At 66.7% G+C, this 15,102-nt stretch carries 9 protein-coding genes; 1 reads left to right on the top strand and 8 read right to left on the bottom strand.

The features are described from left to right. Window positions 1-100 precede the first annotated feature (100 nt). Window positions 101-544: a hypothetical protein gene (locus tag ACU6XJ_RS13040; RefSeq protein ID WP_476310297.1), complete on the top strand. Its 444-nt coding sequence runs from the start codon at window positions 101-103 to the stop codon at window positions 542-544. A gap of 51 nt (window positions 545-595) precedes the next feature. Here ACU6XJ_RS13040 and ACU6XJ_RS13035 read toward each other — a convergent pair whose 3' ends face one another. The 8 genes from ACU6XJ_RS13035 to rpoB form a co-directional block, all read right to left on the bottom strand. Beyond that, window positions 596-1,117 (bottom strand): Pycsar system effector family protein, encoded by a 522-nt coding sequence (locus ACU6XJ_RS13035; RefSeq protein ID WP_476310295.1) that lies wholly within the window; start codon window positions 1,115-1,117, stop codon window positions 596-598. Beyond that, the gene (locus ACU6XJ_RS13030; protein ID WP_476310293.1) at window positions 1,114-2,496 is read right to left on the bottom strand and encodes a DUF4407 domain-containing protein; all 1,383 of its coding nucleotides are present in this window, start codon (window positions 2,494-2,496) and stop codon (window positions 1,114-1,116) included. Before ACU6XJ_RS13030 ends, ACU6XJ_RS13035 begins: the two co-directional genes overlap by 4 nt. Continuing rightward, window positions 2,486-3,751, bottom strand: coding sequence for a hypothetical protein (locus ACU6XJ_RS13025; protein ID WP_476310290.1), 1,266 nt, complete (start codon window positions 3,749-3,751; stop codon window positions 2,486-2,488). Before ACU6XJ_RS13025 ends, ACU6XJ_RS13030 begins: the two co-directional genes overlap by 11 nt. Further along, window positions 3,748-5,814 (bottom strand): hypothetical protein, encoded by a 2,067-nt coding sequence (locus ACU6XJ_RS13020; protein ID WP_476310288.1) that lies wholly within the window; start codon window positions 5,812-5,814, stop codon window positions 3,748-3,750. The genes ACU6XJ_RS13025 and ACU6XJ_RS13020 overlap by 4 nt, the downstream gene beginning before the upstream one ends. Next, window positions 5,814-6,527 carry a hypothetical protein gene (locus ACU6XJ_RS13015; protein ID WP_476310285.1) on the bottom strand — a complete coding sequence of 238 codons (714 nt, stop codon included), beginning with the start codon at window positions 6,525-6,527 and terminating at the stop codon, window positions 5,814-5,816. The genes ACU6XJ_RS13020 and ACU6XJ_RS13015 overlap by 1 nt, the downstream gene beginning before the upstream one ends. A gap of 88 nt (window positions 6,528-6,615) precedes the next feature. After that, window positions 6,616-7,335 (bottom strand): Crp/Fnr family transcriptional regulator, encoded by a 720-nt coding sequence (locus tag ACU6XJ_RS13010; RefSeq protein WP_476310282.1) that lies wholly within the window; start codon window positions 7,333-7,335, stop codon window positions 6,616-6,618. 251 nt (window positions 7,336-7,586) lie between these two features. Next, the gene (locus tag ACU6XJ_RS13005; protein WP_476310280.1) at window positions 7,587-11,498 is read right to left on the bottom strand and encodes a DNA-directed RNA polymerase subunit beta'; all 3,912 of its coding nucleotides are present in this window, start codon (window positions 11,496-11,498) and stop codon (window positions 7,587-7,589) included. 97 nt (window positions 11,499-11,595) lie between these two features. Next, entirely contained in the window at window positions 11,596-15,087 is a 3,492-nt protein-coding gene (gene rpoB / locus ACU6XJ_RS13000) for a DNA-directed RNA polymerase subunit beta (RefSeq protein WP_476310277.1), read from the bottom strand. Window positions 15,088-15,102: the final 15 nt, after the last annotated feature.

The following is a 15,102-nucleotide window of genomic DNA, read 5'->3' as shown; positions in this document are numbered from 1 at the left end:
CCGGCTCACCCCGTTGGACTACAACCCCGGCGGCTGATCGAGCGTCTTCACTGGTGTCCCGGTTGTCCGCCCGGGTCCGCCGCACTGTTGGGGGAACACCATGCGCAAACCGATCTCTCGTACCTTCATCGCGGCGCTGGCCGTTGCCGTGGCCGCATCCGGCATCGCGGGCTCCGCCGTGGCCGACCAGTCCACCGCCACCACCAGGCAGGTCGAGCAGCAGGAGATCGCCACCACCACGCTGGGCAAGGACCTGCGGGTCGCCGTGCACGTCACCCGCGGCACCAAGGACAGCCTGGCGGCAACCACCCACCTCGTGCTGTCCCGTCAGGCGAGCGGCCGCTGGAAGGAGCAGGACCGCATCCAGGTCGGCGCCGCCGAGGGCTGGTTCTGGTTCCCACTGACCGGCGGCAAGTCCGTCTGCCAGTTCAGCGCCGCGAGCACCACCGAGCGCTTCACGGTGGACCTGCTCCTCACCCCGTCCATCGGCTGCTCCGGCCCGACGAACTACGTGGTCCGCGACGGCAAGCTCGTCCAAGACTGACCGAGCCGAATGAAAGGCCCGGGCCCCGGAGCCCGGGCCTTCCTCCCCTTATCACCAGGTGCGAAACGCCAGGGTGCCAGTGACACCAAGAGCGCACACAGCCAGCAGCAGCGAGAGCATCGCGTACTTGCTCCAGCAGTACTTGATCCTGGCCACCAACGCATTGGCCCAGATCTGGGCGACGAGTTCGCGGCGCATCCGGTCCTGATCAGCCACGATTACGCCGAAGCTGGTCACGTAGGCGTCCTTGTCCCGGCCGAACTCGCGGAAGATCCGCTCGAAATGCAGCAGGCTGGGCCTCCCGCCGCCGACGCTCAGCCGGGGCCACAGCGCTGCCGTCGCGCAGACGATCGTCAGAATCGTGAACAATCCGCAGAAGATGGTCGCCCAGCGCATCGCCGCGGGCAGGTACGCCTGGTCTTTGACCAAGTTGTAGAGCATCCCGCCCATCACGCCGCCCGAGGCCAGCGCGATGCCCGCTTTGTTCTCCGCGTGCCGCACGAAACCGACCACCATGCTAAGGGTGTCCCAGGCGTCCTGATTAGGCTGAGACGGCAGAACGGCCTCGTTCATGGTCGACCCTCCTGGCTCTCCAGCACGGCGGCAAGTTCGTCGATCTGCCGGTCCTGCTCCATCTTCTGCTTTGCCCGCTCCGACCGCTCCTTATGGTCCTGCTCCCCGGTCTTGTTGCGTAGCTTCTGCTCCACGCGCTGCATAAGAATGTCCAGGTCGACGCTGTCCCGCCGCTCGTGCAGCGCGGAGTGCTTGTCATGCAGTCTGCTCGCCGACGCCAACTGCCGGGAGACCATCACGTCGTAGGTCGTGGTGCCGCTCATCATCTTGCTCAACAGTGGAAGCGTGTCGATCGCGATGAGCAACAGTCGTAATACCCAACTCGTCACCGTCACCGCGGCGCTGTCATCGGACAGCCGCTCCAACGCGTCCACCTCGTCAAGGATGCCCCGGCCCGCCATGTTCCTCCGCATCTCGTCAACCTTGCCCGCGATCGCCTCGGTGATCTCCGTTCCACCCTGCTGCCTGGCCTGCGCGAGCCTCTGGTTGAGCTCGACGAGCTTCTGGTCCAAGGCCAGCAGCTCGGCCTGCCGGGCGTCGATCCGGCTGTCGGCGCGGAACTGGTCCGCCTGCTGCCGGTTGCGCCTGCACTCGTTGCCGTCGCCCCGCTGACCGGTCAGTCCGGGCCCCGGCCTACCCGCGCACTCATCCTGCGCAAGCTTCTCCAGTACCTGAAGCTGCCCGTTCAGGCTGGTCAGCGTCGTCTTGGACTCCTCGCGCAGCGCAGTCGCCTCGGATACCTGCTTCTGTAGAACCTGCGGGCCGTCGGCGAGGTTGAGCCGGAAACTCGCGCAGTCCGGACCGGCGACGAGCTCACCGGACACCGGATTGCACGCCTTCAGCCGCCCTTCGTAGGCCTCCACCTGCTCCTTGCGAAATTCGCTGATCTCGTTGCGGATCGACGGACTGAACACCCACAGCACCAAAGGTTCGGCGATGGCGGCGCCCAACAGGACAGAGATCACCAGACGGGGCAGGAACATGCCCAGCTTCGACCTGGTGAGCACACCGTGGGTGCTGGCGATCAGCCACCCGTCGAAGGTCATGATCACATAGCCCCACAGGACGCCGAAGGGGACCAACAGCCACCACGCGTTGTCCACCACGCCCGCCAGTGCGACCACCATCGACAGGCCCGCCATCAGCCCGGTGTTCACGATAATCGCGCCCAGCCGGGTATAGCGTGGCCGCTCCTCCGGCGCCCAGTCGAGGATGTCCTCCTTGATGCCCGCGACGGACCGCAGCCTGCGCGCGATGCCGAGGTCCGGCGTCACCGGCCGGTACAGGCCGACTGGCGCGTCGTTGGGTAGCGAGGACCGGACAGCCCTGCCATCGTCGGCCTCTGTCCGTGGCGGCGCCGCACCGACCTCAGTCGGCATCTTCTTCCCTCACCCTCACGTCGTCGTCAACATCATCGGCGCGACATGTGCGTGTTGCGGCAGGTGGCCGGTCGCCCGACCTCGGCAAGGCCGCCGGATCCTGCCCGCCGAGTGCCTGCGCGCCGGTGTCGAACATGGCGCTGACCACCTTGTCCAGCTGGAGGTTGAGCATGTTGAGGTGGCCGTGGTCGGCCAGCTCCTTGATCAGATCGAGCTTCGCTTGAAGCTCCTTCTGCCGCTCCTCGCGGTCGAGCAGGCGGTCCGCCCGCTCCCACTCCGTAGTGCGCCAGCGGTTCTGCTGGTCCTGGTCCCGGTTGTGCTGCTCCTGCTGCCAGCGCATCCGCTTGTCGTCGCGCTCCCAGGCCCGGCGCTCCTTGGCTTCCTCCCGCGAGGCCTCGAGCGCGTCCTGGTGCTGCCGCTGCAACTCGGCGGCGAGATCCTTCGCGGTGATGTCGCCAGTGGCATGCGCGTAGGTCAGCACGCTCTTGGGGTCGTCGGTGAGCGCGGCGACTGTCTTCTCGTGCTGGAACCGCTGGTACTCGCGCTGCTCGGCGTCCAGGTCGAGTCGGTGGCGCAACGCGCCGGACTCCACCAACCGCTCGTACTGGGTCTGGTCCATCCGCAGCGACTGAGTACCACGCTGCCGCTCCGCATCGATCGCCAGCTGCTGCGACTGGTCCCGCCGCGACTTCTCGAACTTGGCGAGTTCCTCCGGGGTGAGCACCTCGACGCTCGCGAACTCCGCCGTCATCCCGATGAAGACCGGGGGCACCACCGTCACGAATGCCTTGACCTGACTGTTCAGCTTGCGGCGGGCCTCGTTGATCGCCGACAGCGGGTAGTCCAAGCCCAGTTCGAACAGCCGGTGATGCCCCCGCAGGTAGGCCCGCAGCGTCGACTCGGCGTGCGGCAGACCCTCCCGCACCACCGCGACCGGGTCGGTCACGGTACAGGTGAAAGTCACCTGCAAGGTGAACGTGCTCGCGTCTCGAGAGGGAATGTTCAACCGCACCGTCACTTCGGCATCGGTGGTGACATCCACCAAGCTGACGTGACTGGCATCGACGACGTCGGCGGCATCCAACGCGAGCGCGGAGTTGTCCAGCACATATTCCCCGTGCACCAGGTACACGAGCCGGTGGTGGGCTCTGGCCTCGGGGACCTCGCTGACCTCGCGCTTGCGCCGCCGCAGCAAGCCCTGCGGCTTGACGGGCCGCAACGACCTTTCGTCAACAATCGGATACGCCTGGCTCACTGTATTTCCTCAACCATTTCCTGAGCAACGGACCTGTATCGGGCAAGAGCGGTGATGATCGCGACGATGAGCGAGTTGTTGACCCGGTCGCCGTGAGTGGCGATGGTGCGCAGTTCCAGCTGGAGCTGGTCCCGCTCGTTCGGTGGCAGCTCGGCGGCCAAGGCCTCCCCGAGCCTGCGCGCGAGCTCGATGGGCTGCTCGCCGTATTTTTTCAACTCCGCCAACGCGTCCCGCAGCGAGCGGAGCCCTTGCAACCGCGTCGGGCGGTTGCACAACACCGCCGCCCAGAGGCGCGCGACCCGCCTGAGCTTGCCGGGGTACGTGTCCAGGTAAAGCAGGAACGATCGGCGACCGGTCTCCGGGTCACGAGCGGACAACACCGCGAGCGAGGTCTCGATCGCCAGTCCCAGCAGCCTTCGGTTGCCGCCGGGACGGCTGAACCGTGTCACCTTGCGGGCCAACGCGCTCAGCACGATGCCCGCGTCCGGGGTATCCCTGACCAGCGTGACGAACAGCTCCGCCAACACCAGTACGACCTCACCGCTGTCGTCGCCGCGGCTGATTCGGACGCAGAGCTCCCACAGCCGATTGGTGGCTTCGTGGGGATAGCGGGCGGCCAGGTCGCCGATGAACGCCACCGCCCCTGTCCACTGGCGCGCGTGATCGGAGGAGGTGATCCACGCGGTCGCGATCTCTTGGGCGAGAGGCGCCAATGGCGACAACGACATCCGCCACAGCACGAACACGGCCATCTCCTGGCCAGCCCACCCCTGCGAGCCCGCCGACCAGGATTCGAGAATGTGGTGCACCTCGTCGAAGGCAACCTCGGCGAGCGCGGCCAAGCCGCCGTCGATGCGTCCGCCGCCGGTCAGCACCATATCGTCCAGCCACTCCCGGACCGCGTCCCAGAACGCGACCTCCATGCGGCTCCACAGCTCGCCGAGGACATGGCGGTCCTCGACATCCCGGAAGGACAACGCCGTGCGGGTGACCGGTCCGGAGGTGACTGGTTCGCGTGTGATCAGGCTGTTCTCGCCGGTGTAGGCCCGTCGGCGCTGGGGCAGGCTTTGCTCCGCCTCCGCCGAGGCCTCCACCGCGGGCGCGGGCATCTGCTCGTCGAGCCGAATGGCGAGCGCCTCGAGCATCGACTCGTAGGTGCGTTCATCGGCCCCCAGCGCGAATGCCAGGGTGGTCATTTCCAAGATCTGGCGCCTGCTCGGGTCTCGCTCAAACCATTCGGCGACAACCCGCTGCTTGGCGGCGTCAAGGTGGCGCAACGCGTCCTCGACCGATCTGCCGCGATTGAGGCTGTCCGCGACCTCCACCACGTCGGAGGTGTACCGGGCTTCCGCGAGGCCCTCGGCGAGCACGTCCCACAACCGCGCCTCGGGCTGCTCGCGCAACCTCTTGCTCAGCAGCCGCAGCGGATCGGGCAGGCTCCAGTCGACACGCGGCACTGTGTCGACCGTCGTGCACTGCGCGAGCGTCGTAGTGATCACCAGGTAGGCGTCCGCCTTGACCAATCGCGTGCAGACCGACCGCCAGTTGATCTCAGCGTCCACGCCAGTGTGCGCGACGCGATGGTCCTCGATGATGTAGCCGCTCTCGGTGTCGTAGTCGCGTCCGGCTAGTTCGGCGAGGCTGAGCTGAGAAGACAGGCACACCACCCGATCGGACACTTCGTACAGCATGCGCAGCGCTGCCGTACGCTTGCCGAGTCCACGCCGCCCGGCAAGCACCACAACGCGATGCTCGGCGAGCGCGTCGAGAGCCGCGGGATACTCGGCCGCTTCCACGTGGCAACGCACCACCTTGGCCAGTTCCGCCTCGGCCACCGGCCCGGTCGCGCGCGACGGTGTGCCTCCCGAGCCATCTGCCGCCCCGAACACTGCGTGCTCGATGGTGAAAGAGCCGCCGTGAAACGAATTGCGGACGTTGTTCAGAGTGCCCTGCTCGAACTTCGATTTGGCCTGCCGTCGACCCGCCTGCTGCTCGACGGGCGGGTCGACGGCAGACCGGGCCTCAGCGTCGCTCTCGACCCGTGCCTCCTCCGCGGCGTTCATCATGCGTACCTGTTCTGCACGCCGAAAACCACGTTTTCACCGGTCACCGATCCGATGGTCGGGCTGATGGCCGCGCCGGGCTGTGCGGGAGATGCCGATGCGGTCGGTTCGGGAAGGGTGAACGCTCGGACGTCGTGGCCGGGGGTATGCAGCCAGGCCTTGGTAAAGAAGGTCTTGACATTGACCTCCACCTCCCGGAAATCGACAGGCGAGAGCGAGGTATGCCGCTGCCAAACAACCTCGGCGAACAGCGAATCGGACAGCACAACGACGAGTTGCACGGTCTCGGACGCGGCCAAGGCGGCCCGTGCCGCGTCGCTATTCACCAGCCTGCTCACCGCGACCACCCCTCGGCCGGAGAAGCCGATCGCGCCGGTCTTCACCAGGCCTTGGTGAATCGCCAACCGCAAGCGCAGCCAGGCGGCCTCGCGGCGGTCGTGGTTGTAGTCCCGCAGCGCTTTGGCCAGCTCACGGGTGAAGCCGTCGATCACCTGCGGCTCTGGGGCGTCGGTGGGAAGCACGGCCAGCAGGCCGTCACCTGCTTCTTGGACGTCCCACCTCGATCGGTCGAGACCAGCGCGGGACGCCGCTACCGCGGTGACAGCAGCGATCGCGCGCTGCATCTCCTCCTGCTGTACTTCGTCTCGCGTGCTGTAGCCCTGGGCGTCCAGGGCAACCACGATCCGGCGACTGACCCTGTCGGTTGCGGTCACGTGATCTGCCTTCGGAGTATCGGAACCATGCGACGCCGAGTCTGTCGGCGGGTGCATGATCAGACCCCGTAAAAATCCGGCCTTGTGATCAATCCACGTCGGCGAAAACGCGCAGCGCCCGCAGGTCCGTGATGACCACCCCGCGGTAGAACGACCTGACCAGTCCGCCCTCCCGCAACTGCCGGATCGCAACCGCGACCGCGTCCTGCTTCGCTCCGATCAACTTGCCCAGCTCGATCTGCGAGAGCTGCACACCGAGCTCGATGCCGTTGCCGTTGCGCCTGCCATGCCGCTCGGCGAGCTCCAGCATCACCCTGGCCAACCGCACCGGTACGTCGTAGCCGATGAAGTCCAGCCTGCGACGGTTGGCCCAGTCCAGCCGATCCGCCAACAACCTGCACAGCGCCTCCCACACCCTCGGCCTGCCGCCGAGGAAACCGAGGAATGCCTCGCGAGGGATCTTGTGCACCACGGTGGGTGTACAGGTGGTGACGGTAGCGCTGCGCCTGCCGTTTCGGAACGCCGCGAGCTCGCCGACGATGTCTCCTGCGAGGCGGATACCGAGCAGACTCTCACAGCCGTTGCGCGACGTGGCGACGACCTTCACGCAGGCGACCGCGTCGGGTTTTGCCGCTCGCAGCAGGAAAACGTGGGTGCCCTCATCGCCTTGACAGGTCAGTTGCTCGCCCTCTGTGAGCATGCGCGGGGGCGACAATGCCAGTAGTTCGGCGCCGTGCTCCGGAGTGAGCCGGGCCATGAAGGTGCGCGGCGGCCAGTGGGTTCCGTTGAGCTGCGGGTCGATCGACATGGGCTCCCCTCCCAGGTAACGACCGAGGTTGTCACGAGGGTGACCAGAGCGCGCGCCGGTCACATTATGTGACAGCAGTCACCCTACCGCCGGAAGCGAGCCGGTGCGCGGAAATGACCCAACCAGCGCAGCCGTCCAGCGCAACGGAGACACCGTGCACTGCCCGGCATGCCTGGCCGAAGCCGCGACAGTATCGGGCACAGCGAAGGGCCCGGCCCACCGAAGTGGACCGGGCCCTGTCGCGTTCAACTTCAGCGGAAGTCGCGGCCGAAGTCGTAGTCGTCCAGCGGAACGGCGGCACCGGTGCCGGTACCGAACACATCCGGGGTGTAGTAGCCGTCGTCGTAGGACGGGATCGCGTAGGCCGCGGCCCGTGCCTCCTCGGTCGGCTGCACCTGAATGTTGCGGTAGCGGTTGATGCCCGTGCCTGCCGGGATCAGCTTGCCGATGATCACGTTCTCCTTCAGGCCGACCAGCTTGTCGCTCTTGCCGTTGATGGCGGCGTCGGTGAGGACACGCGTGGTCTCCTGGAAGGAGGCGGCGGACAGCCACGACTCGGTGGCCAGCGATGCCTTGGTGATACCCATCAGCACCGGACGGCCCGCGGCGGGCTCGCCGCCCTCGGCCACCATCCGCCGGTTCTCGGTCTCGAACTCGCTGCGGTCGGGCAGCGAGCCGGGCAGGAACTCGGTGGTGCCCGAGTCGATGATGGTCACCCGGCGCAGCATCTGCCGGACGATCACCTCGATGTGCTTGTCGTGGATCGACACGCTCTGCGTGCGGTACACCCGCTGGACCTCGCGGACCAGGTGGAGCTGCACCTCACGCGGACCCATGACCCGCAGCACCTCGTGCGGGTCGGCAGCGCCTTCCAGCAGCTGCTGACCCACCTTGACGCGGTCACCGTCCTGCAGCGGCCGCTCGTTGCCATCCACGATGGTCGTGGCCAGCCACTGCCGCTTGGACAGCTTGTCGTAGACGACCTCTTCGCTACCGTCGTCCGGCACGATGGTGATCGTGCGGAACCGGTCGCCCTCCTCGAGGCGGATCCGGCCATCGACGTCGGCGATCGGCGCCTTGCCCTTGGGCACGCGGGCCTCGAACAGCTCCTGCACACGCGGCAGACCAGTGGTGATGTCGTCCCCGGCCACACCACCGGTGTGGAAGGTACGCATCGTCAGCTGGGTGCCGGGCTCACCGATGGACTGCGCGGCCACGATGCCGACGGCCTCGCCGACGTCCACCAGCTTGCCGGTGGCCATCGAGCGGCCGTAACAGGTCGCACAGACACCCACGGCGGCCTCGCAGGTCAGCACGCTGCGGACCTTCACCCGGCGGATGCCCGCGGCCAGCATGGCGTCCAGAGCCGGGTCGCCGATGTCGGAGCCACGGGTGACGAGGACGTTGCCCTCGCCATCGGTGACCTCATCCGCGGCGGTCCTGGAGTAGACGCTGGTCTCGATGTGCTGGTGCCGGACGAACCTGCCGTCGGGGGTCTCCTCGACGACCGGCATCTGGATGCCGCGGTCGGTGCCGCAGTCGGTCTCCCGGACGATCACGTCCTGCGAGACGTCCACCAGACGACGGGTCAGGTAACCCGAGTCGGCGGTACGCAGCGCGGTGTCGGCCAGACCCTTTCGGGCACCGTGCGTGGAGATGAAGTACTCCAGCACCGACAGGCCCTCACGGAAGTTGGACTTGATCGGCCGCGGGATGTACTCACCCTTCGGGTTCGACACCAGACCACGCATACCGGCCAGCTGGCGGACCTGGGTCATGTTTCCGGCCGCCCCGGACTGCACGATCGTGGGGATCGGGTTGTCGTCGGGGAAGTTCTTCTCCATGGCCTTGGCGACCTCGTCGGTCGCCCGGCCCCAGATCTTGACCAGTTCCTCGTTGCGCTCCCGGTAGGAGAGCAGACCGCGCTGGTAGCGCTTCTCCACCTGGTCGGCCAGCTTCTCGAACTCCTCGAGAATCTCCTTCTTGGCCTCCGGCACGACCACGTCGGAGATGGAGATCGTGACGCCGGAACGGGTCGCCCAGTAGAAACCGGCGTCCTTGAACTTGTCCAGCGTCTGCGCCACCGCGACCATCGGGTACCGCTCGGCCAGATCGTTGACGATCACGGCCTGGCGCTTCTTGGGCAGCAGCTCGTTGACGAACGGGTAGTCCGCCGGGAGCAGGTCGTTGAACAGCACCCGGCCCAAGGTGGTCTCGGCCAGCCATGCCTGACCGGGCTCCCAGCCCTCCGGTTCCTCGCCCCGCGGCGGGACGCGGTCGTGCACCCGGATCTTGACCTTGGCCTGAAGGTCCAGCGCCTTGCGGTCGTAGGCCATGATCGCCTCGGCGGGCGAGGAGAACGCGTGGCCCTCGCCGACACCGCCCTCGCGCAGCTTGGTCAGGTGGAACAGACCGGTGACCATGTCCAGACGCGGCATCGCCAGCGGCCGCCCGGAGGCGGGCGAGAGGATGTTGTTGCTGGACAGCATCAGGATGCGGGCCTCGGCCTGCGCCTCGGCCGACAGCGGCAGGTGCACCGCCATCTGGTCACCGTCGAAGTCGGCGTTGAACGCCTCGCAGACCAGCGGGTGCAGCTGGATGGCCTTGCCTTCGACCAGCTGCGGCTCGAAGGCCTGGATACCGAGGCGGTGCAGCGTCGGCGCACGGTTGAGCAGCACGGGGTGCTCGGTGATGACCTCTTCCAGCACGTCCCACACCTGGCCGCGCTGACGCTCGACCATCCGCTTGGCGGACTTGATGTTCTGGGCGTGGTTGAGGTCGACCAGCCGCTTCATCACGAACGGCTTGAACAGCTCCAGGGCCATCTGCTTGGGCAGACCGCACTGGTGCAGCTTGAGCTGCGGGCCGACCACGATGACCGAACGACCCGAGTAGTCGACGCGCTTGCCGAGCAGGTTCTGACGGAACCGGCCCTGCTTGCCCTTGAGCAGGTCGGACAGCGACTTCAGCGGACGGTTGCCCGGCCCGGTGACCGGACGGCCGCGGCGGCCGTTGTCGAACAACGCGTCGACGGCCTCCTGCAGCATCCGCTTCTCGTTGTTCACGATGATCTCGGGCGCGCCGAGGTCGATCAGCCGCTTCAACCGGTTGTTCCGGTTGATGACCCGACGGTACAGGTCGTTCAGGTCGGAGGTGGCGAAGCGGCCACCATCGAGCTGCACCATCGGACGCAGGTCCGGCGGGATCACCGGAATGCAGTCCAGCACCATGCCCTGCGGGTTGTTGCGGGTGGCCTGGAACGCCGCGACGACCTTGAGCCGCTTGAGGGCGCGGAGCTTCTTCTGCCCCTTGCCGCTGCGGATGGTCTCGCGCAGGTTGTCGGCCTCGGCGTCGATGTCGAAGGTCCTCAGCAGCTGCTGAATCGCCTCGGCACCCATGGCACCGGTGAAGTACTCGCCGTAGCGGTCGATGAGCTCGCGGTAGAGCAGCTCGTCCGCGATCAGCTGCTTGACGTCCAGCTTGGTGAAGGTGTCCCAGATCTCGTCGATCCGGTCCAGCTCGCGCTGCGCCCGGTCACGGAGCTGGCGCATCTCACGCTCGCCGCCCTCCTTGACCTTGCGACGCACATCGCTCTTGGCGCCCTCGGCCTCCAGCTCGGCGAGGTCGGCCTCCAGCTTCTGCGCGCGGGCCTCGATGTCGGCGTCACGCTTGTCGGCGACGCGCTTGCGCTCGACACCGATCTCGTTCTCGAGCGTCGGCAGATCGTTGTGTCGCAGTTCGGTGTTCACCGAGGTGATCACGTATGCTGCGAAGTAGATGATCTTTTCCAGGTCCTTGGGGGCCAGGTCGAGCAGGTAGCCCAATCGGCTCGGCACACCCTTGAAGTACCAGATGTGGGTGACCGCGGCGGCCAGCTCGATGTGGCCCATCCGCTCACGCCGGACCTTGGCGCGAGTGACCTCGACGCCGCAGCGCTCACAGATGATGCCCTTGAACCGGACTCGCTTGTACTTGCCGCAGTAGCACTCCCAGTCCCGGGTAGGACCGAAGATCTTCTCGCAGAAGAGCCCGTCCTTCTCCGGCTTCAGGGTGCGGTAGTTGATCGTTTCGGGCTTCTTGACCTCGCCGTATGACCACTGGCGGATGTCGTCGGCCGTGGCCAGGCCGATGCGGAGCTCATCGAAGAAGTTGACGTCCAGCACGTCTGATCTTCTCCCCTTCGTTGGTGCAGGCGGGTGGTCGCGTACCCGGTGCCTGCGAGCGAGCGGGAGGTTCGCTCGCAGGCACCGGAGGCGAGAGTCAGTTCACGACGTCGTCGACCGTGACCGAGTCGGCGCCGGGGCGGCTCGACAGGTTGATGCCAAGGTTGGCGGCGGCCCGCTCCAGGTCCTCGTCGTCGCCGTCGCGCATCTCGATGGCGGCACCGTCGCTGGAGAGCACCTCGACGTTGAGGCACAGCGACTGGAGCTCCTTGAGAAGCACCTTGAACGACTCCGGGATACCGGGCTCGGGGATGTTTTCGCCCTTGACGATGGCCTCGTAGACCTTCACGCGGCCGAGCACGTCGTCGGACTTGATGGTGAGCAGCTCCTGCAGCGTGTATGCCGCGCCGTAGGCCTGCATCGCCCAGCACTCCATCTCACCGAAGCGCTGACCACCGAACTGGGCCTTACCACCCAGCGGCTGCTGGGTGATCATCGAGTACGGGCCGGTGGAACGGGCGTGGATCTTGTCGTCGACCAGGTGCAGCAGCTTGAGGATGTACATGTAGCCGACCGCGATCGGGTACGGGTACGGCTCACCGCTGCGGCCGTCGAACAACTGGGCCTTGCCGGTCTCACCAACCATGCGCTCGCCGTCCCGGTTGGGGTTGGTCGAGCCGAGGAGACCGATGATCTCCTCCTCCTTGGCGCCGTCGAACACCGGCGTCGCGGTGTTCGTGCCCGGCTCGGCCGTGTACAGCTCCTCGGGGAGCTTGCTGGCCCAGTCCGGTTCGCCCTCGATCGACCAGCCCTGCTTGGCGATCCACCCGAGGTGGGTCTCCAGGATCTGGCCGATGTTCATACGACGCGGCACACCGTGGGTGTTGAGCACGATGTCGACCGGGGTGCCGTCGGGCAGGAACGGCATGTCCTCCGCGGGGAGGATCTTGCCGATGACGCCCTTGTTGCCGTGACGACCCGCCAGCTTGTCGCCGTCCTGGATCTTCCGCTTCTGCGCGACGTAGACGCGGACCAGTTCGTTGACGCCGGGGGGAAGCTCGTCGTCGTCATCCCGGCTGAACACCCGGATGCCGATGACCTTGCCGGTCTCACCGTGCGGCACCTTCAGAGAGGTGTCGCGGACCTCGCGGGCCTTCTCACCGAAGATGGCGCGCAGCAGGCGCTCCTCCGGGGTCAGCTCGGTCTCGCCCTTCGGCGTCACCTTGCCGACCAGGATGTCGCCCGGCTGCACCTCGGCACCGATGCGGATGATGCCCCGCTCGTCCAGGTCGGCGAGCACGTCCTCGGAGACGTTCGGGATGTCCCTGGTGATCTCCTCGGCGCCCAGCTTGGTGTCGCGGGCGTCGATCTCGTGCTCCTCGATGTGGATCGAGGTGAGAACGTCGTCCTGCACCAGGCGCTGGGACAGGATGATGGCGTCCTCGTAGTTGTGACCTTCCCACGGCATGATCGCCACGAGCAGGTTCTTGCCGAGCGCCATCTCGCCGTTCTGGGTGCACGGCCCGTCCGCGATGACCTGGCCTGCCTCGACCCGGTCGCCCTCGGCGACGATGGGCCGCTGGTTGGTGCAGGTGCCCTGGTTGGAGCGGCGGAACTTGTGCATCCGGTAGGTGCGGCGAGTGCCGTCGTCGGCCATCACCGTCACGTAGTCGGCGCAGAGCTCCTCGACGACACCGGCCTTCTCCGCCGTCACGACGTCACCGGCGTCGACCGCGGCACGGAACTCCATGCCGGTGCCCACCAGCGGCGACTCGCTGCGCAGCAGCGGAACCGCCTGACGCTGCATGTTCGCGCCCATCAGGGCGCGGTTGGCGTCGTCGTGCTCGAGGAACGGGATCATCGCGGTGGCGACGGAGACCATCTGACGCGGCGAGACGTCCATGTAGTCGACGTCGGTGTGCCCGACCAGGTCGAGCTCACCGCCCTTCCTGCGGACGAGCACACGCTCTTCGAGGAAGTTGCCGTCGTCGTCGATGGGCGTGTTGGCCTGCGCCTTGACGAACTGGTCCTCTTCGTGGGCGGTCAGGTAGTCGATCTGCTCGGTGACCACGCCGTCCACGACCTTGCGGTACGGGGACTCGATGAAACCGAACGGGTTGACCCTGGCGAAGGAGGACAGCGAGCCGATCAGGCCGATGTTCGGGCCTTCCGGCGTCTCGATCGGACACATCCGGCCGTAGTGCGAGGGGTGCACGTCGCGGACCTCGAAGCCCGCGCGCTCACGGGACAGACCACCGGGGCCCAGTGCGGAGAGGCGACGCTTGTGCGTCAGGCCCGCCAGGGGGTTGGTCTGGTCCATGAACTGCGACAGCTGGGAGGTGCCGAAGAACTCCTTGATCGCCGCGACAACGGGGCGGATGTTGATCAGGGTCTGCGGCGTGATCGCCTCGACGTCCTGGGTGGTCATCCGCTCGCGGACCACGCGCTCCATCCGGGAGAGGCCGACCCGGATCTGGTTCTGGATCAGCTCGCCGACCGTGCGCAGGCGCCGGTTGCCGAAGTGGTCGATGTCGTCGACCTCGACCGGAACCGGGTGGTCACCGAAGGTCGCCGAGGTCTCGCCAGCGTGCAGGCGGACCAGGTACTCGATGGTGGTGACGATGTCGTCCTCGGTGAGCACGCCCGTGGTGTAGGGCAGCGAGACGCCGAGCTTCTTGTTCACCTTGTACCGGCCGACCTTGGCCAGGTCGTAGCGCTTCTCCTTGAAGAACAGGTTCTCCAGCAGGGTCTGCGCGGACTCGCGGGTCGGCGGCTCGCCGGGCCGCAGCTTGCGGTAGATGTCGAGCAGCGCCTCGTCGGTGCCCGCCGTGTGGTCCTTCTCCAGGGTCGCCATCAGCGTCTCGGAGAAGCCGAACCGCTCGCGGATGGCCTCGGTGGTCCAACCGAGGGCCTTGAGCAGCACGGTCACCGGCTGGCGACGCTTGCGGTCGATGCGGACACCCACGGTGTCGCGCTTGTCGACGTCGAACTCCAGCCAGGCACCCCGGCTCGGGATGATCCTGACGCTGAAGATGTCCTTGTCGGTGGTCTTGTCCACGTCGTGCGAGAAGTACACGCCGGGGGACCGCACCAGCTGGGACACCACGACACGCTCGGTGCCGTTGATGATGAACGTGCCCTTATTGGTCATCATCGGGAAGTCACCCATGAACACCGTCTGGCTCTTGATCTCGCCAGTGGTGTGGTTGGTGAACTCCGCGGTGACGAACAGCGGGGCCGCGTAGGTCATGTCCTTGTCCTTGCACTCCTCGACGGAGGCCTTGACCTCGTCGAAGCGTGGGTCGGAGAAAGACAGCGACATCGAGCCGGAGAAGTCCTCGATGGGGGAGATCTCGTTGAGTACCTCTTCGAGGCCGCCAACGGGAAGATCATCCCCAGCGTCGATCCGACGCTGGAACCACTCCTCGGATCCGGTAAGCCATTCGAACGACTGAGTCTGGAGGTCCAGAAGGTCAGGCACCTCGAGCGGTTCGCGAATCTTCGCGAACGACACTCGCCTCGGTGCCCCCGGGATCCCCGACATGGAGTTGGTCGCAGCAGTGGCCTTGGTCGCGCGGGAGACTGCCAAGATGCGTCCTTCCAG

The organism is Actinorectispora metalli (genome assembly GCF_056323685.1).
Note: the sequence above shows the minus strand (reverse complement) of the source record. Positions and strands in the feature narration are given on the sequence as shown.